Raw genomic sequence first — 23179 nt, 5'->3', positions numbered from 1 at the left:
ACGCTGCTCCGAACCCCGCGCGGAATATGTTGCTCGCCATATGAGTTGTGTGGCAGAAGATATTTCACCTAGAGTTCCTGTCGGTTGACCGACGGGGCGCGGAGGTAAGCAATGCCCGATTACGGCCATGAGCTGCTCTTCGGGGCGTTCATCACGCCCAGTGCGGAGGCGCCTGAGCGGGTGGTGGAGCTGGCCGAGCTGGCGGAGTCGGCCGGACTGGATCTGGCCACCTTCCAGGACCACCCCTACAACCCCGGCTTCCTCGACACCTGGACCCTGCTGAGCTGGGTCGCCGCCCGTACCGAGCGGATCCGGGTCTCGGCCAACGTGCTCAACCTGCCGCTGCGCCCGCCGACCGTGCTGGCCCGGGCCGCCGCCAGCCTCGACCTGCTCTCCGGAGGCCGGTTCGAACTCGGGCTCGGCGCCGGGGCGTTCTGGGACGCGATCGAGGGGATGGGCGCCCGCCGACTCGGCGCCGGCCCGGGGGTGGCGGCGCTGGACGAGGCGATCGACGTGCTGCGCGGGGTCTGGGACACCGCGACGGCGGGACCGCTGCGACTGCCCGGCGAGCACTACCCGGTACCCGGAATGCGGCGCGGCCCCGCGCCGGCGCACGAGATCGGGATCTGGCTGGGTGCGTACAAGCCCCGGATGCTGGCGCTGACCGGGCGCAAGGCCGACGGATGGCTACCGACCCAGGAATACCTGGACACCCCGGACCGGGTCACCGCGAACCGGTTGATCGACGAGGCGGCGGTCGCCGCCGGACGCGATCCCCGGCAGATCCGCCGGCTGCTCAACATCATGCAGGTCGACTTCTCCGCCGCCGGACGCGGCTTCCTACAGGGGCCGCCCGCGCAGTGGGTCGACCAACTGCTCCCGCTCGTCCTCGACGAGGGGTTCAGCGCGTTCCTGATCGGCCGGGACGACCCGCGCCTGCTCCAGACGTTCGGCCGGGATGTGGCACCGGCACTGCGCGAGGCGGTCGCCACCGAGCGGCGCAAGAACGGCACCGCGACCGGGCCGGTCCGGCCCTCCGTCGCGCTGGCCAGGCGGCACCGGGGCATCGACTACGACGCGTTGCCGGTCGCGCTGGCCGGGCGGGCGATCGAACCCGGCGACCCCGAGTACGACCGCGTCCGGCACAGCTACAGCCGGCAGGGCTCGCCCGCACTGGTGATCCGGCCGGAGAGCGCCGCCGAGGTGGTGGAGGCGCTCGGGTACGCCCGGTCGCAAGGCGTGACGATCTCGGTACGCAGCGGCGGGCACGGCATCAGCGGCCGCTCCACCAACGACGGCGGCATCGTGCTGGACCTGTCGAAACTGAACCGGGTCGAGGTGCTCGACCGGGCAACCCGGCGGATCCGGCTGGAACCGGGTGCCCGGTGGGGACACGTCGCCCGGGCACTCGCCCCGTACGGCCTGGCGATGAGCTCCGGCGACTACGGCGACGTCGGCGTCGGCGGGCTCGCCACCACCGCCGGAATCGGCTACCTGGTCCGGAAGTACGGGCTGACCATCGACCACGTCGTCGCCGCCGAGATCGTCACCGCGGACGGGCGGCTGCTCCGGGTCGACCGGGACCACCACCCCGACCTCTTCTGGGCGGTACGCGGTGCCGGCGGCAACTTCGGCGTCGTCACCGCCCTCGAACTGGAGGCGTACGAGGTCGGCAACGTCGTCTACGCCCAGCTCGTGGTGGACGCCTCGGAGCCGGCCGAGCTGCTCCAGCGCTGGGGCGGGTTGGTCGAGCAGTCCCCCCGGGAGATCACCAGCTTCCTCTCCCTCTTCCCCGCCCGGCGCGGTGCCGCACCGATGGCCCAGGTCACGCTGGTCTACGCCGGTGACGACGTCGAGGCGGCCGAGGCAGCGCTGAGCCCGTTCCTGGAGATCGGACCGGTCCTCGACCAGCAGGCCCAGCTGGTGCCCTATCCGGCGATCGTCGCGCCGCCCGGCAACCAGCATCGGGGCCAGGGGCTGGTGGACAGCCACAGCGGCCTGCTGCACCACGTCGACGCGGCGGCCGCGAGCGCGATGGCGAAGATGATCCGCTCCGGCGACGTACTGGTGATGCAGCTCCGCTCCGTCGGCGGCGCCGTCAACGACGTCGCCCGGGACGAGACCGCCTATCCACACCGGACCCAGAACTTCTCGGTGCTCGCCGCCACCGTCCCGCAGCGGCGGTCCCGGCTCGACCGGCACTGGGCCGAGCTCTATCCGCACCTCGACGGCATGTACCTCAGCTTCGAGGTGGACACCGCACCGGAGCGCCTGCTGGACGCGTTTCCCGAGCCCACCCTCGGCCGGCTGCGCGCGCTCAAGGCGGTCTACGACCCCGACAACGTCTTCGACCGCAACTTCCCCATCCCGCCCGCCGACGCCGCCGCGCACGACGACGCGGACCGGTCCGCCGCCGACGAGGGAGCCGAGCCCGGCCCGTGAGACCGGCGGGGCGGCCGGCGGGTGGCCGCGCGGGGTCGGTGCGCCGGCCCTCGCCGGGACCGCCGGCCGGTCAGCCCCGGTGCGCCTCGCCGAGGGTACGGGCGATCCGGGTGTGCTGGTCGTGCGGCAGGGTGGTACCGATCCGCACGTGCGACCTGCCGTCGCCGTAGGCGACGAACGGGGCACCGGAGGCGATCCCGATGCCGTCGGCGGCCAGCGACCGGATCGCCGCCCCGGCGTTGCGGACGTGCACCCAGACGGAGAGCCCGGCCACGCCGGTGGGGGCCAGCCCGTGCTCGTGCAGGGCCCGGACCATCCGCTGCCGGCGCTGCCGGTAGCGGGTCCGGGCCAGCCGGATCGCCGCCTGCGTCTGCGGGTCGGTGAGCATCTGTGCGAGGGCCCGCTGGGTCAGCACCGACGGCCAGCTGCCGGTCGCGCGCTGCCGGGCCCGGACCCGGGCCACCACCCGCCCGATCCCGGCCAGCGCGCCGACCCGCAGGTGCGGTCCGTGGGACTTGTTCCAGCTCCGCACCAGGAGGGTCTGCTCCGGCAGGTACTCGCCGAGCGAGACGTCCGGGGCCGGCGCGAGTTCGTGCGCGGTGTCCTGCTCGACGATCACGATGTCCCGGTCGGCGAGCATCGGCACCAGCGCCTGGGCACGTCGCCGGGACAGTGCGTGGCCGTGCGGGCTGGCCATCCTGGACTGGAACAGCAGCATCCTGGGCTGGGCGGCCAGGGCGAGTTCGAGCGCCTCGGGCAGCGGTCCCTCGTCGTCGCAGACCACCGGGGTCGCCCGGGCCCGGTGGTCCTCGACGATGTCCAGCAGCGAGGCGGCGGCGACCTCCTCGACGACCACCCGGTCGTGCGGGTGGAGCAGCACGTCGGCGACCCGGTGCACGGCGTCGTGCGCACCGCTGGTCACGGTGAAGTCCTCGGCCTCGAACGGCCAACTCGGGTCCAGCACGGCCGCCAGGTGCGCGTCCACGGTGTCGTCGGGATAGCTGCGCCAGCGGGCGCCGTGCACCGCCTCGGCCATCGGGCCGGCCAGGTCCGGCAGCAGGGCCGGGTCGGGAAGGGCGGTGGAGAGGTCCAGCCGGACCCGGGCCGGGGCCGGCAGGCTGGCGTAGCGGCGGCCGGCGAGCCGCCCCGGGCCACGGACGAAACTGCCGTGCCGCCGATCCGAGTGGATCAGCCCGCGTTGCCGCAGTTGGGCCCAGGCCGACGCGATCGTGGTCGGGCCGACGTGCAGCGCGGCGGCCAGGGCGCGCACGGTGGGCAGGTGCAGCCCCGCGCCGAGTTCCCCGGAGTAGATCAGGTGGCCGAGCCGGTCGGCGATACCCCGGGCCGACCGGTCGGTGAGCATCAACGCGAGCGCGCGGGCGTGCAGCCGATCCGGCCGGCGGGTGGGCACCTCGGCGGCGGCCCGGTGGAACCGGTCGCCGATCCCTGGCTGCGGCCCCCCGGCGATCATGGCTCTTGATACCTCGCGGCCCGCACCCGGAGCAACAGTGTTGAGGCATTCTTGAGCTTCCGCCGAGCGGGACCGAAGACCGAACAAACGCGAACAGCGACCCCACTGTGGATCTTCATTCACACCGCTAGCGTTCAGGCACGGTCGATCTACGACGACTGATGTCGAGTCGAAAGGTCCCGCGATGCTCAAAACCCGCCCCCCGTTGTTGTACACCGCCTGTGTCGGCCTGTTGGCCCTGGTCGGCTCCACCGCCGTCGCACCAACCGCCACCGCCGGCCCCGGTCTCGCCGAGGCCGCCGGCACCGCGCGGGCCGCACCCATCCCCACTCCGGAACAGCACTTCGGCTTCAAGATGGGCGCCGAAGGGAAACTGGCCGGCTATCCCGACGTGCTCCGCTACATGAGACTGGTGGCGGAACGCTCCGACCGGGTCGACTACGAGACGATCGGCCGCACCACGATGGGCAACGAGTACGCCACCGTGCTGATCAGCGCGCCGAAGAACCTGCGCCGGCTGGACCGCCTGGTCGAGATCAACCAGAAGCTCTCCGACCCGCGCAACACCAGCCCCGAGGAGGCCCGCAGGCTCGCCGGGGAGGGGGTGCCGTTCTACCACCTGGAGGCGACGATCCACTCCAGCGAGGTCGGCAACGGACAGGCGATCAACGACATCGTGCACCGGCTCGCCACCGAGGACTCGGAGTTCACCAGGAACGTCCTGAACAACTCGGTCATCGTGCTGGTCCCGTCGCAGAACCCGGACGGCCAGCACCTCATCGTCGACCACTTCAACTCCACCGCCGGGACGGACTACCGGCGGACGTACCCGGACCTCTACCACAAGTACACCGGGCACGACGACAACCGCGACTGGACGATGTTCACCCAGATCGAGGCGCAGTACCGGCTGGCGCTGGAGAAGAAGTACCGGCCGGCGATCGTGCACATCATGCACCAGAAGGGGAACACCGGCAGCCGGATCTTCGTACCGCCGTACGGGGGGATCACCAGCGAGAACGTGCCGGCGAACATGAGTTCCTCGGTCTCGGCGATCGGTCAGCACGCCGCCCGGGCCCTCGCCGCCGCCGGCAAGACCGGGGTGGGCAGCCTCGATTACCACATCTTCTGGACCCTGGAGCAGCCGGTCGGGTTCTTCCCGTTCACCGGCTCCGGCGTCTACCTGACCGAGATCGCCTCGGTGACCGACTACGCCTACCCGCAGGTGTCGCCGGACGGCCGCCCGCTCGGCCCGCAGCAGGCCAGGATGAGCCTGATCGAGCCGTACCGCTCCAACACCTGGACCCTGGCGGACATCGTCGACTACGCGAAGATCGCCACCTACGCCGGGATGGAGTACACCGCGGAGAACGGCCGGGACCTGCTCTACGACAACCTGTACGCGGTGCCGCACGAGTACATGACCAAGGGCGTACCGGCCGGCAGCTACGCGTTCGTGGTCGACGCCGACCAGCGTGACCCGTACGCGACCTTCGAGATGCTCCAGCGTCTGGAGTGGACACAGGTGGAGATCGACCGGGCCACCTCGGAGTTCGTCGCCGACGGGAAGCGCTACGGCGCCGGCTCCTATGTGATCAAGATGCGGCAGCCGCGCGGCAACTGGGCGCACCAGGTGCTCGGCACCGACAGGTACCCGGAGGTACGGGACTGCGGCGACTGCCCGGTGCTGCTGCCGTACGCGGAGGCGACGACCAGCCTGCCGCTGCAACTCGGGGTCGACGTCGCCGAGATCCGCGCGCCGTTCGAGGCCAGCCTGGAACGGGTCACCTCGGTGAAGCTGCCCCAGGTGACGATGCCGCCCGCCCCCGGCAACCGGGGTGCCTACCTGGTCCGCCCCGAGTCGTACGGGACGATCCAGCTCGTCTCGGCGTTGCAGGACGCCAACATCCCGACGTTCCGCGCCGCGCAGGGGTTCGACGCGCAGGGCGGCAGCTATCCGCCCGGTACCTACGTCGTGCCGGCCACCCCGCAGGCCCGCAACGTGCTGGCGACCGCCTCGGCCAGGGTCGGCCTCCAGGTCACCGCGGTGGCCCGGGCGCCGCGCGTCGCGGGGGTGCAGCTCAAGCCGCAGACCCGGGTCGGGCTCTTCCGGGGCGTCGGCAACATGCCGGGCGGCTGGGACATGTGGCAGTTCGACCAGTACGGCGTCAACTACGACGTCGTCGCGGCGCAGGACTTCCAGCGGAAGTCGCTGAACGAGCTGTACGACACCATCGTCCTGTCGCACGGCATCTCCAAGGACGACATCGTCGAGGGCCTCGACCCGAAGGAGTACGCCGAGAAGTACTCCTGGGCCTACGGGGTGGGCGACAAGGGCTGGCGCAAGCTGGCGCAGTTCGTCCGGGACGGCGGCACGCTGCTGGCGATCGGCAGCTCGGTGGCGACCGTGCAGGAACTGCTGAAACTGCCGATCAAGCCGGCCCTGCCCGACGACGAGGACGAGTTCGTCACCGGCGGTAGCCTGCTGCACCAGGAGTTCGACCCGACCAACCCGGTCGCCTGGGGCATGCCGGAGTCCTGGCCGGTCTGGCTCTACGACACCCAGGCGTGGGAGCTGACCGGCAAGGGGACGGTGGTGTCGAAGTACCCGGCCGAGGGTGAGGTGCTGGCCAGCGGATACCTGCGCGGCGCCGAGCACATCCGGGGCACGGTCAACACCGCCTCCTTCGACGTCGGCAAGGGACAGGTGGTGACGTACGGCAGCGAGATCACCTTCCGTACCCTGCCCCGGGCGCAGTTCAACCTGCTGTACAACGCGATCTACCACGGCCCGGCGGCCGAGGTGGACGCGACCGGGCTCCAGCAGCTCCGGCCGAGGTTCGAGCCGGACGGCGCGCTCGCCGGACGGTAGCCCGGCCGGCACGGCACCGGGTCCGGGTGGTCACCGTCGAGGTGGCCACCCGGACCCGCGTCCGGTTCCCCGGCACCGCACGCCCGCGCCCGCCCCCGATCCGCCGGGCCGGCTCGTCGGGCCGGGTTCCGGGCCGTCGGCGCCCGGCAGCCGGGTCAGGCGGCGGCGTCGAGCCGGGCCCGCTGTTCGGCGGTGAGCACCAGCGCCACCCCGGCCAGGGCCTCCCGCAACTGGGCGACCGTGCTCACCCCGACGATCGGGGTGGCGGCCGGGTTGCCCCCGGTCAGCCAGGCGAGCACCACCTGGTTGCGGTTGGTGCCGGTCTCGGCGGCGATCTCGTCCAGTACGGCGAGCCGGCGCTCGGTGCCCGGGTGCTCGTACTCCGGCGGCAGCGGCTTGTCCGCCCGGGTGTACTGGCCGCCGAGCAGCGGCGTGTACGCCCAGAGCGACATCTCGGGGTGGGACTCCAGGTAGTCGACGACCTCGTCGCTGACCGCACCGAACCGGTGCACCACGCTGGGCCGGGTCCCGGGGCGGGGGCGGAGGTAGCTGAGCTGCTGCTGCACCGCCGTGAACCCGGTCATCCCGTTCGTCCGGGCGATCTCCCGGGCCCGCTCCACCCGCCAGATCGCGTGATTCGAGCAGCCGAGCGCGCCGACCGTACCGGCGGAGACGAGTTCGTCGAAGGCGGCCACCGTCTCCGCCAGCGGCGTGCGGCGGTCCTCCATGTGCGCCCAGTAGAGGTCGACGTGCTCCACGCCGAGCCGGCGGAGGCTGCCGTCGATCCCGTGCTTGATCGCCGAGGCGGAGAGCCCCTCCGCGGTCTCCGGGAACCGGCCGGCCACGGTCGGCTCGCAGCCCACCTTGGTGCTGATCCTGATCCGGTCGCGTACCCCCGGGCGGCGGGCCAGCCAGCGGCCGAGCAGTTCCTCGCTCTGCCCGCCGTACCCGCTGGGGTCCGCCCAGAAGGCGTAGCAGTTGGCCGTGTCGATCCAGGTGCCGCCGGCCTCGACGAAGTGGTCCAGGAGTTCGAAGGAGCGCCGCTCGTCCTGGACAGTGCCGAAGAGCATGGCGCCGAGCGCGATGTTGTGGGTCATGACTGAAACGGTAGGCGCGATCGGACGGGCAGTACGCTCCAATATCGTGGCAGAATCCCAGACCAATTCCGCGTGGGCCACCCTGCTGGAGATCGAGCCCCGGGAACGCGCCCGGCGTCCCCTGCACGACCGGCTGACCCGGGCGCTGCGGGCCGCGATCCGGGACGGCCGGCTCGCGACCGGCGCCGCCGTACCGCCCAGCCGGGCGCTCGCCGAGGAACTCGACTGCTCGCGGTGGGTGGTGACCGAGGCGTACGCCCAACTGGTCGCCGAGGGCTACCTCGCGGCCCGGGTCGGCTCGGCCACCCGGGTCTCGTGGTCGCCGGAGACCGCACCGGCACGCCGCCGCGCGGTGCCCGGACCGGCGCTGCCACCGCTCCGCTACGACCTGGCGCCCGGCCTGCCCGACCTGCGGGCCTTCCCCCGCCGACGCTGGGCCGAGGCGGTGCACACGGTCACCGGCTCGGCCGCGCGGTACGACCTCGGTCCACCCGACCCGGCCGGCCATCCGGCGTTGCGCGGCACGCTCGCGGAATACCTGCGCCGGTCGCGCGGCGCCGACGCGCAGCCCGGGTCGGTGCTGGTCTGCGCCGGCATCACCGACGGGCTGTTCCGGATCTGCCGGGCGCTGCGGGCGGAGGGGATCGCCGAGGTGGCGGTGGAGGAGCCGGGCTGGGGTCGGCTCCGGGACGCGGCGGCGAGCGCCGGGCTGCGGACCGTCCCGGTCCCGGTGGACCGGGACGGGCTGCGGGTGGCCGAGCTGGCCCGGGCGGGCGGGGTGCGGGCGGTGGTGGTCGGCGCGGCGCACCAGTTTCCGACCGGGGCCATGCTCAGCCCCGGCCGCCGGGCCGAACTGGTGCGCTGGGCGCGGGCGGTCGACGGGTACGTCGTCGAGGACGACTACGACGCCGAGTTCCGCTACGACCGCCGGCCGATCGCGGTGATGCAGGGCCTGGACCCCCGCCGGGTCTTCCTGGTCGGCTCGGTCAGCAAGACCCTCTCCCCCGCCCTCGGCCTGGGTTGGACGGTGGCACCGCCGGCCCTGCTGCCGGCACTCCGGTCGGCGAACGCCGTCGCGGCGCCGCCGCCGGTGCTGGACCAGCTCGCCCTGGCCACCTTCATCGACCGGGGCTGGTACGACACGCACCTGCGGGCGGCCCGACGCCGGTTCCGGACCCGACGCGACCTGCTGCTGCGCGAACTCGCCGCCCGGGTGCCGGACGGCCGGGTGGCCGGCACCGCCGCCGGACTGCACGTCCTGCTGCACCTCCCGGCCGGCACCGACACCGCTGCGGTGGTCGCCGGGGCGGAGGCGGCCGGACTGCGGCTGGCGGACCTCGACGCGTACCGGGTGGAGCGGGCCGGGTCGCCCGCGCTGGTCCTCGGGTACGGCAACATCACCGATGCCGAGATCCCACCGGCGGTCGCGCTGCTCCGGACCGCACTCGACCTGGCCGGGGCGGCCGGCCGACGCCGCCAGCAGCCCGTGCAGGTTCCCGGTCTCCGGGGCGCGGTCGAGGTCAGGGCACCAGCCGCAGGTGGCCCTGCCGGCCGTTGACCTCGATCTCCCAGCGCTGGCCGAAGCCCTGTACCCGGTTGAGCTGGATCCGTCCGAACCGCTCCGGGACCTCCGGGTCGAGCACGAACCGCCCCTCGACCGCCTCCAGCCCGAACATGGTGCGCAGGAAGAGCAGCGGGGCGGCGCTGGCCCAGGCCTGCGGATTGCAGGCGGTCGGGTACGGCACCGGGACCCGGCCGAACGAGCGGTCGTAGCCGGAGAACGCCTCCGGCAGCCGGTTGTCGGAATACCGGGCCGCCTCCAGCATCGCCTCGATGATCCGGTTCGCCTCCGCCCGGAAGCCGTACCGGGCCAGCCCGTGCGCGACGAGCGAGTTGTCGTGCGGCCAGACGGTGCCGAGGTGGTAGCCGATCGGGTTGTAGCCGCGATCGCGGGTCGACAGGGTACGCACGCCCCAGCCGGAGAAGAGTTCGTCGGACATGAGTTGCCGGGCCAGGATCGCGGCCCGTTCCGCCGGCACGATGCCGCTCCAGAGCAGGTGTCCCATGTTGGAGGTCATCGCGTCGATGGGCTGTTTGTCCCCGTCCAGCCCGAGGGCGTAGTAGCCGCCCCGGTCGTCGAGCCAGAAGTCCCGGTTGAACCGGTCGGCCAGCTCGGCGGCATCGGCGCGCAGCCGCCGGGCCAGCTCCGGATCCGCGTACGGGCCGTCGGCGAGTTCGGCCAGCCGCAGCTTCGCGTCGTAGGTGTAGCCCTGGATCTCGCAGGTCGCGATCGGCAGCACCGGGATCGTCCCGTCGGCGGTCTGCACCCCGTTCCAGGAGTCCCGCCAGCACTGGTTGCCCAGGCCCTGGGTGGAGCGGGTGGCGTACTCGACGTAGCCGTCGCCGTCCGAGTCGCCGTACTCGTCGATCCAGTGCAGCGCCGCGTAGGCGTTCTCCCGTACGTCGTGCAGCAACTGCTCGTCACCGGTCCAGCGCCAGTACTCCGAGAGCAGCACCAGCCAGAGCTGGGTGGTGTCGGCGGCGCCGTAGTACGGGTTGTGCGGCTTGACGCCGAGTCGGGTCAGCTCGCCGCCACGGTACTCGTGCGGCATCTTGCCCGGCTCGCGGTCGGTGAAGTCGTCCAGGTCGACGGCCTGGTGCGCGGCGAGGGTCAGCAGGGTGCCCCGGGCGAGTTCCGGCCCGCCGATCAGCGCCTGGTAGGCGGTGATCACCGAGTCCCGCCCGAAGAGCGTGAGGAACCACGGCAGCCCGGCGGCGGTGAAGACGATCCGCTCCCCGGCGATCTCCTTCTCGACCCGCATCGAGACCAGGTCGGCCACGGACTGGTGGTAGACGTCGCGGACCAGGTCCGAGTCGGCGTGCACCTCGGGTCGGCTGGACCGCCACCGGCCGGTCGAGTCGTCGTCCCTGCCGACCTCGAACACGTCGCCGAACTCTCGACGGGTCGGCACCACGTGCACGCTGACGTAGTGCAGCGGCACGTGCAGCTCGACCTCCCAGCTCTCCCCCGGATGCAGCAGGAGGTCCCAGACCAGGTCGTCGCCCTCGATCCGGCTCGCCGGCGGGACCGCCCGGATCTCGGTGCTGACCGTGAACCCCTCGTTGCGGTAGCCGAAGCTGAGCCGGGAGCCGTCGGCGGTATGTTCCCGGACGATCTGGCCGGAACGGTCCCGGAGCTGCTCCTTGACCTCGAAGAGGTCGGCGAAGTCGACGTCGACCGCCAGCCGCAGCTCGATCGGCACCGGTTCGTCGGCGAAGCACTGCACCGAGATCCGCTCGAACATCCCCTCGCCGACGAAACGCTGCCGGCGGATCCCGACCCGGTTGGCGGGCAACTCCGGCAGCTCCGCGTTGGCCAGGAAGAACGCCGCCGAATAGGGGTCGACCGAGCTGGAGCCGAGCAGCAGCGGCCGGACGCCGCCGAGCAGGAGTTCCCAGCGGCTCAGGAACCGGGTGTCCTCGTGGATCAGCCCGCCGATCGAGCCGGCCGGCACGTCCCCGGTCGCGTCGGAGAGCATGAACGACAACCCGTCGAGTACGCCGACCGCGTCCGGGCCCAGCTCGGGAGGCAGGTCCCGATCCGTCCCGCTCGGCACCCGGCCGCCTGGCGACGGCTCGGGGCTCGGGTCGGCGGGGGTGGGCCGCCGTCGACCGGTCGTCGTCACGCGCACCTCCGAGAGGAGAAGCGGATTGCGTGCATATAACCCGTAATGGTACTGGCCGGCGCCGCCGGGACCGGGCCAAACGCCAGGAACGGGAAACGGGCGGGGCCGCCGCCAGCGGGATGCTGACGGCGGCCCCTGGAGACCGGTGGATCTCTCCGGTACCGGTTACGGTGCGCCGGGCGGCACCACCCGGACATCCGCCCACTGGTTGCGGTGGCCGGGCTTGAGCAGCTCGAACCGGACGCCGAGGTCCACCCCGGCATCACCCGGATTGCCGGTGCCGGTCACGACCCCGCCACCCAGGTCGAGGCCGTACTGGCTCCGCGCCGGCTTGCCGTTGCGGTCCACGGTCCGCACCGAGTAGGGCGCGTTCCCCTCCGAGGGGACCACGACCGACGCGTCGGCGTCCCGGAAGAAGAGCGGGCTCTCCGCGTCCAGGTCCGGCCGGTACTCGATGCCCGGGTACCAGCCCTTGGCGTCGGTGAAGGACCTGACCCCGGGCTGGGACCTGAACTTGGTGCAGTACGCGCTGAACGGCTCGTTCGGCGCCTCGAAACACTCGGTGAACGGGTAGGTCCGGCCGAAGCCGAACGCCGCGTTCGACGACTGCGGCCGCGAGGGCAGGTTGTCCAGCCCCGACGGGTCCTTCGCCGCCGCCGTCCCCTGCCGGCGGTACGGGTCGAAGTGCGAGTCCACGATCAGCAGACCGCCCTTGGCACCGATGCTCGGCGGGTCGTAGAGGTTGTTCAGGACCAGGTTCAGGTTGCCGTAGCTGGTGTCCCGGTACCAGACGAGCATGCCGGGGGCGTTGTACGGCACCCGGTCCACCTTCCAGGCACCGTCCCGGTTGTAGTTCGTCTGGTACGCGTACTTCAGGCCCTCGTCGAAGCCGTCGTGGTTGCGCCACTCGGCGAGGTAGTAGTGCGCGTAGGAGAACTCGCCGGGCGAGATGCTCCAGCCGGTACCGGTGGTGTTGGTGAAGGTGCCGACGGTCGCGGTCCAGCCGTTGGCACCGCTCTCCACGTCGTCGGACCAGACGGTCGTGCCGTCGGCGGTGACCGAGAAGTCGTCGGTGAACCAGCCGGTGTCCTCGAACGCGGCGTCGGTGGCGTACCGCAGTCGCAGCTGGACGGTCTGCCCGGCGAACCCGGTCAGGCTGACGTAGTCGTGCCGCCACTGCCCGCCGGTGCTGCCGGTCAGGCCGTACTTCTTGTTGCCGTAGTCGTGCAGCCGGCCGTTCGGGTCGGGGTCGCCGTCGTCGGTGGAGACGAGGTTGCCGGCCGCGTCGAAGACCTTCTGCTCGGCCCAGGTGCTGCCACCGTCGGTGGAGACCTCGACGAAGCCGTAGTCCCAGTCCTCCTCGATGGAGTAGTTGTTCCAGAGCCAGAACCGCACGTCGGAGCCGGCCGGCACCTCAAGGGAGCGGGTCAGCCGCACGTCGGCCCAGGACTGGTCGTTGTTGGTCCACCACTGCCCCTCCCCGCTGTGCGGGGTGGAGAGGCTGATCTGCTTGGCCGGCAGGTTCACCCGGACGCCGTCCTCGGTGCCGACCGGGGTCCGCGAGGTCTGCCCGAGCTTGACCCGGGCCGGGTCGTCGCCGGGGTTCAGGATCACCGGGTCGGCCCAGCCGAGCACGAACTTGTCCCAGAGTCCCATGTGGGTGGGGATGCCCTGGAAGATCGGGCCGGTGTGCGAGCCGGACGACATCAGGTCCCAGAAGTCGACGTCCGAGTCGCCGCCGGAGCCGATGTCGTAGAGGTCCGGCAGGCCGAGGTCGTGCCCGTACTCGTGGGCGAAGACACCGACGCCGGAGTCCTCCGGCTGGACGATGTAGTTGCTGATCATCTTGTCGGTACCCGGGATGGTGTGGCCGGGCACGATCGCGGACGAGTGCGCCCAGATCGCGTACGGCCCCTCGGCGCCGCCGCCGCCGGACTTGTCCTCGCCCGCGTGCACCAGCACCAGGTGGTCGATGACACCGTCCGGCTCGTTGAGGTTGCCGTCGCCGTCGGCGTCCGCGACGTCCTCGATGTCGTAGTCGGCCCACGGGAAGTCCGGGTTCTGCGCGGCCAGCACGTTGACCGCGTCGACGCCGAGCGCGCCGGGGCCCGCCGGGTTGTCCGGGTGCCCGTTCATGTCCTGGCTGGCCCCGGCCACCCACTCACCGTCGGCCTGGGTGCAGGTGTCGGCGCCGTACCACGCCTCGGAGTGCGGCACGGTCACCCAGGGGGTCGCCTCGCCGCTCACCGTGTACGCGCCCTTGGACATCTCCAGGTACATGTTGCGCATCGTGTAGCCGCGCAGGTCGATGCCGCGCCGGCCGTCCGGGCCACGCAGGTCGGTGCGGACCCGCTCGGTGATGCCCTCCCGGCTGTAGAGCATCTTGTTGTAGAACTCGGTGGAGAAGTCCGGCACCCACATCGAGTTGTTGTCCGGGTGGGAGGCCTTCGCCGGGTTCGGGATGTTGTTGTGCAGCGGCCCGTTCTGGACGTTGCCGGGCACGCACTCCCGCTCGTTCTCCGGGGTGGTCGCGTCGTCGAACGTCGCCCGCGGCACCATCACGCCGGTGAAGTCGTCGTCCGCGTCGGGGTTGAACTCGACCAGGATGGTCAGCAGCTTCGCGACCTGCGTCTCGTCGGCCTGCTTGTAGCGGATGTGCCGGGGGTTCCTGCCGGTCCGGATCGCCTCGGCCTCGGTCCTGGCCAGGCTCCGGGCCGCCACCGGGTTGCCCTCGGCGAACTTCCGGCCGAACGCGGTGACCGGATCCGGCTTGGCCCGCTTGACCTTGCGCTTGCCGCCCTGGACCACCACCTCGGGGCCGTCACTGGGCCGCTCGACCTTCGGGTCCACATAGTTGATGTAGAAGTCGCGCTCGGTCGGTGTGAACCGGGCCGCCCGGTCGGCGGTCGCCGGCCCGGCACCGCCGACGGCCATTCCGGCCGCCGCGACCAGCAGCACGGGTACCGACGCCGCGAGCAGGCGCCTTCGCCCGGCTGCCCATCTCATCCCCCCGCTGAATGTCAGTCGTTGCACGTCCCTCCCCTTCCGCGCGTGCGTGAGCGAAGCAATCACCGCCCGCATCCGTCCGGACACGCGGGCAACGACAGGGACGCTATGCGACGTCACGGCCATGGACAACCACCGTTGTCTTTTCGGGATCACACAACCGTCCAACCGGGCAGTTCGCGCTTCTCGTCCATCAGCCGCGTTCCCGGCGCACGGCCGCGACGTCCCACACCCGTCCGCCGACCCCATCGCGTTTCCGGCCCCCCGGCGAGGTCGGGCGCTATCCGGACGGCTTCGCCGGTTGCCTCGGTCGGGACGCTCCGGGCCGGCCCGATCGGCGCGACAACCAACCGGCCGGCTGCTGCCGGACCTGGTCGATGGAGGTCAGCGCGGCACCGATGACGGCCGCGTCCGGGCCGAGCAGGGCCGGCCGGACGGTCACCGGCGCCCAGTCGGTGGTCAGCACCCGCTGGTCGATCTCGGCCCGGGCGTTGGCGGTGAGCCAGGACGCCAGCAGCGAGAAGCTGCCGCCGAGGAGTACCGAGCCGATGTCGAGGATGTTGAGCATGTCGGCGAGCGCGACGCCGAGCGCGGTGCCGGCGACGTCGAGCGCGGCGAGGGTGTCCGGGTGGCCCGCGTCGGCCCGGGCGGTGATCTCGGCGTCCGGAGTGGTACCCGGCGGTGCCGGCTCGGCGCCGAGGATCGCCGCCAGGCTGGCGTACGTCTGTAGGCAGCCCCGGGAGCCGCAGGGGCAGGGCTTCCCGTCCGGATGGACGGTGACGTGCCCGAGCTCGCCGCTCCAGCCCCGCGAGCCGCGCATCAACCGTCCGTCCAGGACTATCCCGGCACCGATACCGAGTCCACCGGAGACGTAGACGAAACTGTCCAGGGTGTGGTGCGTGGCGTACAGCTCGCCAAGCGCGGCGAGGTTCGCCTCGTTGTCGACGGCGATCGGCAGGTCCAGGTGCCGGGTGGCGGCCCGCAGCAGCGTACCGGCGTCGGCGTTGCGCCAGCCCAGCGCCGGGGCGGACCTGACCAGCCCGGCGTCGACCGGACCGGGCACGGCGAGGGTGGCGGTGACGACGGTGAGGTCCTCGGCCGCGACGGCGCGTACGGCGGCGTCCGCCATCCCGGCCAGGTCGGCCAGGACGGCCGGGGCGCCCCGGTCGGCGTAGCTCGCCGGGGCGAAGGCCAGGTGCCGGACCGTACCGGTGAGGTCGACGACGCACGCCGCGAGCCCGTCGGCGCGGATGTCGAGGCCGAGTCCGGCCGGTCCCCGGTCGGAGATGGTCAGCCCGACCCGGGGTCGGCCGGCCCGACCGTCGTGCGCGAGGCCGGTCTCGGTGACGAGTCGACCGCCGAGCAGGTCGTCGACGATCCGGGTGATGGTGGGCCGGGTCAGCCCGGTGACCGCGGCGAGTTCGGTACGGGAGATCGGCCGCGCGGCGCCGAGGATCTGCCGGAAGACGAGTTCGAGGTTGATGCTGCGCAGGCTCTCCTGCCGGACGGGCTGCTCGGCCTGCCGGGGTCGGCTCGGCCGGATCGGTCCGGTCATGCCGGCTGCCGGACACCGTCGGCGAGTACGCCGGCCGTCGCCGCCGACAGGGCACCGTCGACGACGACGGTGACCAGGTGCCGGCTGATCGTCTCGGCCGGGCCGAGCACCAGCGGCCGGTCCCAGGCCAGCGACGAGCCGACCCCGAGATAGTCGCGGGCCCGGACGAACCACCTGTCCCGGGCGGTGGTGTCGTCGCCCGGCACGAAGAGCACGGTCCAGGGGCCGGCCTCGCCGGTGCCGGTGACCGCGACCCAGCCGGCGAGGCTGCCGTTGACGGCGGCCGCGTCGGTGCCGGCGGGGCTGAGGAGCCGGGCGGTGTCGGCGACGGCCGGGCCACGCCAGAAGAAGCCGCCGTACCCCGCCCCGGCCCGGCCCTGCGCCGCCGGGCTGCGGATGGTCAACGGCCGGTCGGTGACGTTGGCCAGCCGGGTGTGCAGGCCCAGCGACCAGGCGGTCCCGTCGACCGGCCGGCAGGTGATGGTCCGCTGCTCGGCCAGCAGCGTGCGGTCGTGCGCGTCCGTCCACACCAGCGTGTGCACCAGTTCCTCGCCGGTGTGCCGCAGCCAGCGCCGGTGCCGCTGGCGACCGTGGTTGTCCAGCCAGGCCGGGCCGTGTCCGGCCACGAAGGTGCGCCCGCCCCAGAAGTTGCGCCCGCCGACGTCCGGGGCGGCGAGGCTGATCCCGAGCTGGTGCGGGTGCGAGTCGGGGGCGGCGTCGGTGACCGTACTGCCGGCGAGGGTGCGTACCGGGTGCAGATAGGGGCGCGGGGACATCGCCAGTGGCAGGTCGGGCCGCCAGGTGTACCGGGCGACGTCGCGACCCTCGACCCGGAGTACGGCGGTGCCGGGCGGCCGGTCGGCGAGCGCCGGATCCGGTACGCCGGGACGTGCCATCGTCGCCTCGCCGCCTCTCGTCGCCTGGCCCCCGTGGTACGCCAACCGCCGAGGTTCGCCGCCGGCCCGGACGGTCGCGCCAGCGGGCTCGGCCCGACGGCCGGCGCTCACGACCGGGCCGCCTCGGCCGGGATCGCCGCCACCGTCTCGGCGAGGTCGGCGACCTGTCGGGAGCGTAGCCTGCCGTCGGCGACGACGGTGACGATGCGCCGCCGCACCCGGCCGCCGGGCGCCACGACCAGCGGCCGGGTCCAGGCGAGCGCGGAACCGACGCCGGCGTAGTCGCGGCTGCGCACGAACCAGAGATCGGGCCGGTGCGGCCGGCCCGCCGGGACGAAGATCAGCGTCCACGGGTCGGCGCCGGTGCCGGTCAGCGCCAGCCAGGCGGCCCGCCGACCGTGCAGGTGCCGCTCGCCGGTCCGTTCCGGGCCCCGCACGTGCACCCGCCGGTCGCCGCGCCGGGCCCGCCAGAAGAAGCCGCCGTACCCGGCGCCCAGCCGCCCGTTGGTGGCGGGGCTGGCGAAGGTCAGCGGTTCGGCGGTCACGTTGGTCAGCTCGAAGCCGAAGTCGAGCGCCCACGCCTGCCCGGTGAGCGGCAGGGCGGCGATCCGCCGTCGCTCGTGCACCAGTTCGGTGCCGTCCGGGCCGACCCAGCGCAGCTCGTGGCGTACGTCGGTGCTGCTCCGGGCGGTCCAGGCGCGATGGTGCTGGGTGCCGTGGTTGGGCAGCTGCACCGGCCCCTGCCCGGGCACGTAGGTGCGGCCGCCCCAGAAGTTGACGCCGCCGAGGTCGGCGACCGCGACGCTGACGCCGAGGTGGTGCAGGTGGTCCTCGGGCATCGACTCGGTGACCTCGGTGCCGGCGAGGGTGCGTACCGGGTGCAGGAACGGCCGGGGCGACAGGGTGCGGGGCAGCCTCGGCCGCCAGACGTAGTCGGCGACGGCCCGGCCGGCCAGGCTCAGCCTGACCGGGTCGGCCGGGCTGGCCGGGTCGGGCACGGTCGCCTCCTCCGTCGCTGCTGCGTCATCGGTGTGGGTCCTTTCCGTCCTCGGCCGGCTATTTCAGGCCGGTGGTGGCGATCCCCTTGACCAGGTATTTCTGGCCGGCGATGAAGAACCCGATCACCGGGGCGAGCGAGAGGAACGACATGGCGAACATCTGCCCCCACTGGGACTGGCCCTCGGAGTCGACGAACTGGCGCAGCGCCAGCGGCACGGTGTAGAGCTCTGAGTCGGTGAGGTAGATGAGCGGGCCGAAGAACTCGTTCCAGACCGAGATGAAGGTGAAGATCGCGGTGGTGGCGAAGGCGGGCATGCAGAGCGGCATGATCACGCTCCAGAAGGTCCGGAACGGCCCGCAGCCGTCGATCCGGGCGGCGTCGTCGAGTTCCCGGGGCAGGGCCCGCATGAACTGCACCATCAGGAAGATGTAGAACGCGTTGGTGGCCAGGAAGTTCGGCACCAGCAGCGGATAGTACGTGTTGATCCAGCCGAGCTTGGCGAAGACGATGTACTGCGGCACCAGCAGTACGTGCCCGGGCAGCATCATGGTGCCGAGCATCAGGGCGAAGAAGAGCTTGCGGCCGGTGAAGTTCAGCCGCGCGAAGCCGTACGCCGCCAGCGAGCAGGAGAGCAGGTTGCCGACGATGCTCAGTACGACGATCACGAACGAGTTGGCCAGGTAGACGCCGAACGGCTGCTCCAGCGCGACCCACCCGTCGGGATAGTTGCCCAGGTCCCAGTCCGCCGGCCAGAGCGAGAGGTCGGTGAAGACCTGCCGGCTCGGCTTGACCGAGCTGGAGACCATCCAGAGCAGCGGATAGAGCATCACCGCGCCGAAGAGGCAGAGCAGTACGTGCCGGGTGAACCGGGACCGGCGGCTGCTCCCGACCCGTTCGAGGTGGCTCTCCTCCTCGGCCCGCCGCCGGGCGGTCCTGGCCGGAGTCCTCGTGTCGATCGACATGGCGTGACCTCAGTTGTCGTAGAAGACCCAGTATTTCGCGGCCAGGAAGTTCAGCGCGGTGAAGGCCGCGATGACGACCAGCAGCATCCAGGCCATGGCCGAGGCGTAGCCCATGTTGAACTGGGAGAATCCCTGCTGGTAGAGGTAGAGGTTGTAGAACATCGTGGAGTCGGCCGGGCCGCCGGTGCCGCCGCTGAGCACGAATCCCTGGGTGAAGGTCTGGAACGACGTGATCAGCGACTGGATCAGGTTGAAGAAGATGATCGGGCTGAGCAGCGGCAGCGTCACCGAGCGGAACTGCCGCCACCTCGACGCCCCGTCGGTCGCGGCGGCCTCGTAGTACATTGCCGGGATCTGGCGCAGCCCGGCGAGGAAGATCACCATCGGCGAGCCGAAGGTCCAGATGTGCAGCACGATCAGGGTGGTCAGCGCGTAGTCGGGGTCGGAGGTCCAGCCCGGCCCGTCGATGCCGAACCAGCCGAGGAAGGCGTTGACGATCCCGTCCAGGCCGAAGATGTACCGCCAGAGCAGCACCACCGCGACGCTGCCGCCGAGCAGCGACGGGAGGTAGAAGACGGCCCGGTAGACGGCCAGTCCCCGGATGCCCCGGTTGAGCAGCATCGCCACCCCGAGCGCCACGACCAGGGAGAGCGGCACCGAGACGAAGGTGTAGACGAAGGTGACCTTCAGCGACTGGCGCAGCAGCGGGTCGTGCAGCATCTCGGTGAAGTTCTCCGCGCCGATCCAGCGGGGCGCGTTGAGCAGGTTGTAGTCGGTGAACGCCAGGTAGAGCGAGGCGAAGAACGGGATGATCGTGAAGAGCATCCCGAGGAACCAGGGCAGCAGGAAGAGATAGCCGGCCCGGTCCCGACGCGGCCGGGCCCGGCGGGCCGGCGGCGGCGTACCCGGATCGAGCCGGACCACGGCGCCGGCCGGCGCTCCGGTCGTCGTGCTCACGGCCGGCCGCCGTCCCCCGGCCCGGAGGGTGCCCTCACCTGCCGAGCGCCTTCCGGCCGGCCTCGACGAACGCCTTCGCCGCCTGCTGCGGGGTCTGCCGTTTGAACTCGACCTCGGCGGCGATCGACTCCAGGGTGGCGGCGATCTTCGACGAGCCGGGTGGATAGGTGTACGAGCGGGGCAACCGCTCCCGCTGCAACCCGCCGAGGTACTCGGTGGCGGCCTGGTCGTCCCGGCTCAGGGTCGGCTTGATCTCCTCGGCCACCGTCGAGTTCGCCGGTACGCCCCGGGTGGTGCCGGTGGCCTTCGACGCCTCGACGTCGTTGACCAGGAAGTCGAGCAGCCGCAACGCCTCGGCACGGTGCTTGGAGGCGGCGGCGATCGACCAGAGGTGCGGGCAGTCGACGGACTGGCCACGACGGACACTCTGGGTCTCGCCGGGGATGCGCAGCAGCGCCAGGTTGCCCCCGGCGGCCGCGTTGAAGGCCAGCAGGTTGTTGGTCGGGATGATCTGCGAGGCGATGGAGCCCTTGGCCAGGTAGGACTGCTCGGCGGAGGCACCGATCTTCTCGATGAACCCGGCCGGCGGGAAGCCGCCCTCGGCGCGCATCGACTCGACGATCCCGAACCAGTCGGCGACGGTCGCCTCGCTGACCCCGAGCCCGCCGTCGGCGGTGTAGAAGTCCTCGCCCCGCTGCCGGGTGAAGACGATGATGTTGGCCAGGGTGTACGCCTCGAAGTTCGTGCCGTAGACCCTGCCGCCGCTCGCCCTGGTCACCTCCCGGGCGAACCTCGCCAGGTCGGGCCAGTTCCAGGTGTTGCCGTCCGGCACCGCGACGTTGTACTTCTCGGTCAGCGTCCGGTTGACGACGAAGCCGATCGCGTTGAGCCCGGCCGGTACCCCGTAGGTCCTGTCGCCGACCGTGGCCAGTGCCCGGGCGTTCTCGCTCAGCCCGGTCAAGTCCAGCGCGTCGGCGTGCTGCCCGAGGTCGAGCAGGGCGCCCCGGTCGGCGTACTCGCGCAGGCTGTCCATCCGCATCGCCATCACGTCCGGCGCGTTCCCGGCGGCGAACCGGGTGGCCAGTTTGTCCTTGTACGGCCCGCTGTCCTGGTATTCGGTCCGCACGGTGACGCCGGGGTTCTTCCGCTGGAAGATCTCCAGCGCGGCCTGGGTCTTCTCGGCCCGCTTGGCGTCGCCCCACCAGACCATGTTGAGCGCGACGGTGCCGCCCTCGGCGTCGTCACCGCCGCCGAAGCCCCGGCCGCAGGCCGAGGTGCCGAGACCGAGGCCGAGACCGGTGAGCCCGGCGGTCCTCAGCACGGCCCGGCGGCTCATCGGCGTACGGGCGACTCTTGCCGTTGCGTCAGTCACGGAGTCCCAGTCCCTTCAGGAGTTGCCGGCGGCCACCGGTGCGGGTTGCCGGCCGGTGCGGGCGCACCAGGGCGGGCCGCGCCACACCGGCTGCGGCGGCGGGTCGGTCGCGACGGTCCTGGGCCGGATCGGTGGCGTCGGAGCACTGTGCAGCGGCGGAAGCGGGCCGGCGGGTCCGATCTTGCCGGAAAGGTTACGACCGGATTTCCGTTTACGTCAACCGATGAAACAAACTCCTCGCGAATTGCGGAGGGCATTGACTGCTGTCAGTGTCAGATCTACAGTGGCCCCGCCCGCCCCCGCCGTGGCGCAGCGCGCGCTCCGGCGGCGGCGACAGGGCAACCACTCGGACCGGTGGGTCCCGGGGTCCGCGACGAACGGCGCGACGGCCCGGGGAGCAGGTCCGACACCCGGGCGAGCCGGCGTACGACTCCCGGCCGCACGACCAGCACTGGAGGTTGATCGATCGACAGGATTCCGACCTCGGCAGGAAAGCGCGTTCCTAGTCCCCCGACCACCACCCACGCTCCCGGAGGTCCTCCGATATGACGCAGTCCATGGCGGCGGCCGGTATCGCCCGGCCCGCCAGACGCTGGCGGGCGGCAGTCCTGGCCGGCGCGACCACCCTCGCCGCGGTGGCGACGATCGGCGTCGTCGACGTCGGTACCGCCTCGGCCGCGACCGTCGACACCAACGCCACCTACGTGATCACGTCCCGGCACAGCGGCAAGGCGCTGGACGTCTACGACTGGGCCACCAACGACGGTGCGCCGATCGTCCAGTTCGCCCGCAACGACCTGGCCGTCCAGCAATGGCGGTTCGTCGACGCCGGCAGCGGCTACTACCGGATCCGCTCGGTGCACAGCGGCAAGGTGCTGGAACTGCCCAACGCCGACGACGGCACCCGGCTGGTCCAGATGACCGACAACAACAACACCCGGCAGCACTTCCGGCTGGCCGACTCCGACGGCGGCCACGTCCGGTTCATCAACCGGCACAGCGGCAAGGCGCTGGACGTCTGGGAGTGGTCGACCGCCGACGGCGCCCCGATCGCCCAGTTCGCCGACCTGAACGGCACCAACCAGCAGTGGCGGCTGACCACCGTCAGCGGCGGGGGTACGCCCCCGACGAACCCCCCGCCGACGGGTGGCTGGCCCACCCCGACCGGGCAGGTCGGGGTCAACGGCACCATCTCGGTCTCCGGCACCCTCGACGGCGGGATGCGCCGGTACTGCTGCATCGGCGACGGCGGTCAGGAAGAGGACCAGGACCCGATGTTCAGCCTCGCCTCCGGCGCCACCCTGCAGAACGTCATCATCGGCGCCCCGGCCGGGGACGGCGTGCACTGTTCCGGCCCGTGCACCCTGCGCAACGTCTGGTGGGAGGACGTCGGCGAGGACGCCGCCACCTTCCGGGGCAGCGGTTCGCCGAGCTTCCTGGTCGACGGCGGCGGCGCACGCAGCGCCAGCGACAAGGTCTTCCAGCACAACGGGCCCGGCACGCTGACCATCCAGAACTTCCAGGCCAACAACTTCGGCACCTTCTACCGCTCCTGCGGCAACTGCTCGACCCAGCACCAGCGCAACGTCGTGATCCGCAACGTCACGCTGACCCGGCCCGGCAACACCGTCGCCGGGATCAACGTGAACTACGGCGACACCGCCCGGTTCAGCGGGATCACCATCGTCAACGACTCCGGCCGGTCGATGGTGATCTGCCGCAAGTACAACGGCAACGACGACGGTGACGAACCCACCCAGGTCGGCACCGGCGCCGACGGCACCAACTGCATCTACTCCTCGTCCGACCTCACCTACCGGTAACACCCGGGCCGCACCGGGCGGGTCCGCGCCGCACGTTCGC

Annotated in this window: 14 protein-coding genes; 4 read left to right on the top strand and 10 right to left on the bottom strand. The window is 72.0% G+C overall.

Features of this window, described 5'->3' with window-relative positions:
* Positions 1-111 precede the first annotated feature (111 nt).
* Positions 112-2442 carry an LLM class flavin-dependent oxidoreductase gene (locus tag C6361_RS01095; protein ID WP_107266444.1) on the top strand — a complete coding sequence of 777 codons (2331 nt, stop codon included), beginning with the start codon at positions 112-114 and terminating at the stop codon, positions 2440-2442.
* Positions 2443-2512: 70 nt separating this feature from the next.
* On the opposite strand, the gene C6361_RS01090 is transcribed toward C6361_RS01095, so the two are convergent.
* Positions 2513-3913 carry an aminotransferase class I/II-fold pyridoxal phosphate-dependent enzyme gene (locus C6361_RS01090; protein WP_107259681.1) on the bottom strand — a complete coding sequence of 467 codons (1401 nt, stop codon included), beginning with the start codon at positions 3911-3913 and terminating at the stop codon, positions 2513-2515.
* 184 nt (positions 3914-4097) lie between these two features.
* Here C6361_RS01090 and C6361_RS01080 point away from each other — a divergent pair, with 184 nt between their 5' ends.
* Complete coding sequence (locus tag C6361_RS01080; RefSeq protein WP_107266443.1) at positions 4098-6785, top strand: M14 family zinc carboxypeptidase; 2688 nt, start codon at positions 4098-4100, stop codon at positions 6783-6785.
* A 155-nt stretch (positions 6786-6940) separates the two neighbouring features.
* Here C6361_RS01080 and C6361_RS01075 read toward each other — a convergent pair whose 3' ends face one another.
* Positions 6941-7882: an aldo/keto reductase gene (locus tag C6361_RS01075; RefSeq protein WP_107259685.1), complete on the bottom strand. Its 942-nt coding sequence runs from the start codon at positions 7880-7882 to the stop codon at positions 6941-6943.
* 46 nt (positions 7883-7928) lie between these two features.
* On the opposite strand from C6361_RS01075, the gene C6361_RS01070 reads away from it, so the two are divergent.
* Positions 7929-9440 carry a PLP-dependent aminotransferase family protein gene (locus tag C6361_RS01070; RefSeq protein ID WP_234359246.1) on the top strand — a complete coding sequence of 504 codons (1512 nt, stop codon included), beginning with the start codon at positions 7929-7931 and terminating at the stop codon, positions 9438-9440.
* Here the strand turns inward: C6361_RS01070 and C6361_RS01065 are convergent.
* The 8 genes from C6361_RS01065 to C6361_RS01030 form a co-directional block, all read right to left on the bottom strand.
* Entirely contained in the window at positions 9403-11568 is a 2166-nt protein-coding gene (locus tag C6361_RS01065; RefSeq protein WP_234359245.1) for a glycogen debranching N-terminal domain-containing protein, read from the bottom strand. The genes C6361_RS01070 and C6361_RS01065 overlap by 38 nt on opposite strands.
* 165 nt (positions 11569-11733) lie before the next feature.
* On the bottom strand, positions 11734-14574 hold the full coding sequence (locus C6361_RS01060; RefSeq protein ID WP_107266441.1) for an immune inhibitor A domain-containing protein: 2841 nt from the start codon (positions 14572-14574) through the stop codon (positions 11734-11736).
* A 280-nt stretch (positions 14575-14854) separates the two neighbouring features.
* A complete protein-coding gene (locus C6361_RS01055) occupies positions 14855-16129 on the bottom strand; it encodes an ROK family transcriptional regulator (protein ID WP_107266440.1) in 1275 nt (424 codons plus the stop codon).
* Positions 16126-17136 (bottom strand): PmoA family protein, encoded by a 1011-nt coding sequence (locus C6361_RS01050; RefSeq protein ID WP_199853191.1) that lies wholly within the window; start codon positions 17134-17136, stop codon positions 16126-16128. The genes C6361_RS01055 and C6361_RS01050 overlap by 4 nt, the downstream gene beginning before the upstream one ends.
* A complete protein-coding gene (locus tag C6361_RS01045; RefSeq protein ID WP_107266439.1) occupies positions 17133-18023 on the bottom strand; it encodes a PmoA family protein in 891 nt (296 codons plus the stop codon). The genes C6361_RS01050 and C6361_RS01045 overlap by 4 nt, the downstream gene beginning before the upstream one ends.
* Before the next feature lie 58 nt (positions 18024-18081).
* Positions 18082-18987 (bottom strand): carbohydrate ABC transporter permease, encoded by a 906-nt coding sequence (locus tag C6361_RS01040; RefSeq protein WP_107259696.1) that lies wholly within the window; start codon positions 18985-18987, stop codon positions 18082-18084.
* A gap of 9 nt (positions 18988-18996) precedes the next feature.
* Positions 18997-19944 (bottom strand): carbohydrate ABC transporter permease, encoded by a 948-nt coding sequence (locus C6361_RS01035; protein WP_234359244.1) that lies wholly within the window; start codon positions 19942-19944, stop codon positions 18997-18999.
* A gap of 34 nt (positions 19945-19978) precedes the next feature.
* Positions 19979-21280, bottom strand: coding sequence for an ABC transporter substrate-binding protein (locus C6361_RS01030; RefSeq protein ID WP_107266438.1), 1302 nt, complete (start codon positions 21278-21280; stop codon positions 19979-19981).
* A gap of 581 nt (positions 21281-21861) precedes the next feature.
* Here C6361_RS01030 and C6361_RS01025 point away from each other — a divergent pair.
* Positions 21862-23139 carry a pectate lyase gene (locus tag C6361_RS01025; RefSeq protein WP_234359243.1) on the top strand — a complete coding sequence of 426 codons (1278 nt, stop codon included), beginning with the start codon at positions 21862-21864 and terminating at the stop codon, positions 23137-23139.
* Positions 23140-23179: the final 40 nt, after the last annotated feature.

Origin of the sequence: Plantactinospora sp. BC1 (genome assembly GCF_003030345.1) — a bacterium.
Taxonomy (GTDB): domain Bacteria; phylum Actinomycetota; class Actinomycetes; order Mycobacteriales; family Micromonosporaceae; genus Plantactinospora.
This window is presented reverse-complemented; position numbering and strand designations above follow the sequence as displayed.

Bases quoted from the DNA above. Each gene is read 5' to 3' on its own strand.
- C6361_RS01055 (WP_107266440.1), bottom strand. From the start codon at position 16,129: ATGACCGGACCGATCCGGCCGAGCCGACCCCGGCAGGCCGAGCAGCCC.
- C6361_RS01075 (WP_107259685.1), bottom strand. From the start codon at position 7,882: ATGACCCACAACATCGCGCTCGGCGCCATGCTCTTCGGCACTGTCCAG.
- C6361_RS01030 (WP_107266438.1), bottom strand. From the start codon at position 21,280: ATGAGCCGCCGGGCCGTGCTGAGGACCGCCGGGCTCACCGGTCTCGGC.
- C6361_RS01025 (WP_234359243.1), top strand. From the start codon at position 21,862: ATGACGCAGTCCATGGCGGCGGCCGGTATCGCCCGGCCCGCCAGACGC.
- C6361_RS01060 (WP_107266441.1), bottom strand. From the start codon at position 14,574: ATGAGATGGGCAGCCGGGCGAAGGCGCCTGCTCGCGGCGTCGGTACCC.
- C6361_RS01090 (WP_107259681.1), bottom strand. From the start codon at position 3,913: ATGATCGCCGGGGGGCCGCAGCCAGGGATCGGCGACCGGTTCCACCGG.
- C6361_RS01095 (WP_107266444.1), top strand. From the start codon at position 112: ATGCCCGATTACGGCCATGAGCTGCTCTTCGGGGCGTTCATCACGCCC.
- C6361_RS01080 (WP_107266443.1), top strand. From the start codon at position 4,098: ATGCTCAAAACCCGCCCCCCGTTGTTGTACACCGCCTGTGTCGGCCTG.
- C6361_RS01040 (WP_107259696.1), bottom strand. From the start codon at position 18,987: ATGTCGATCGACACGAGGACTCCGGCCAGGACCGCCCGGCGGCGGGCC.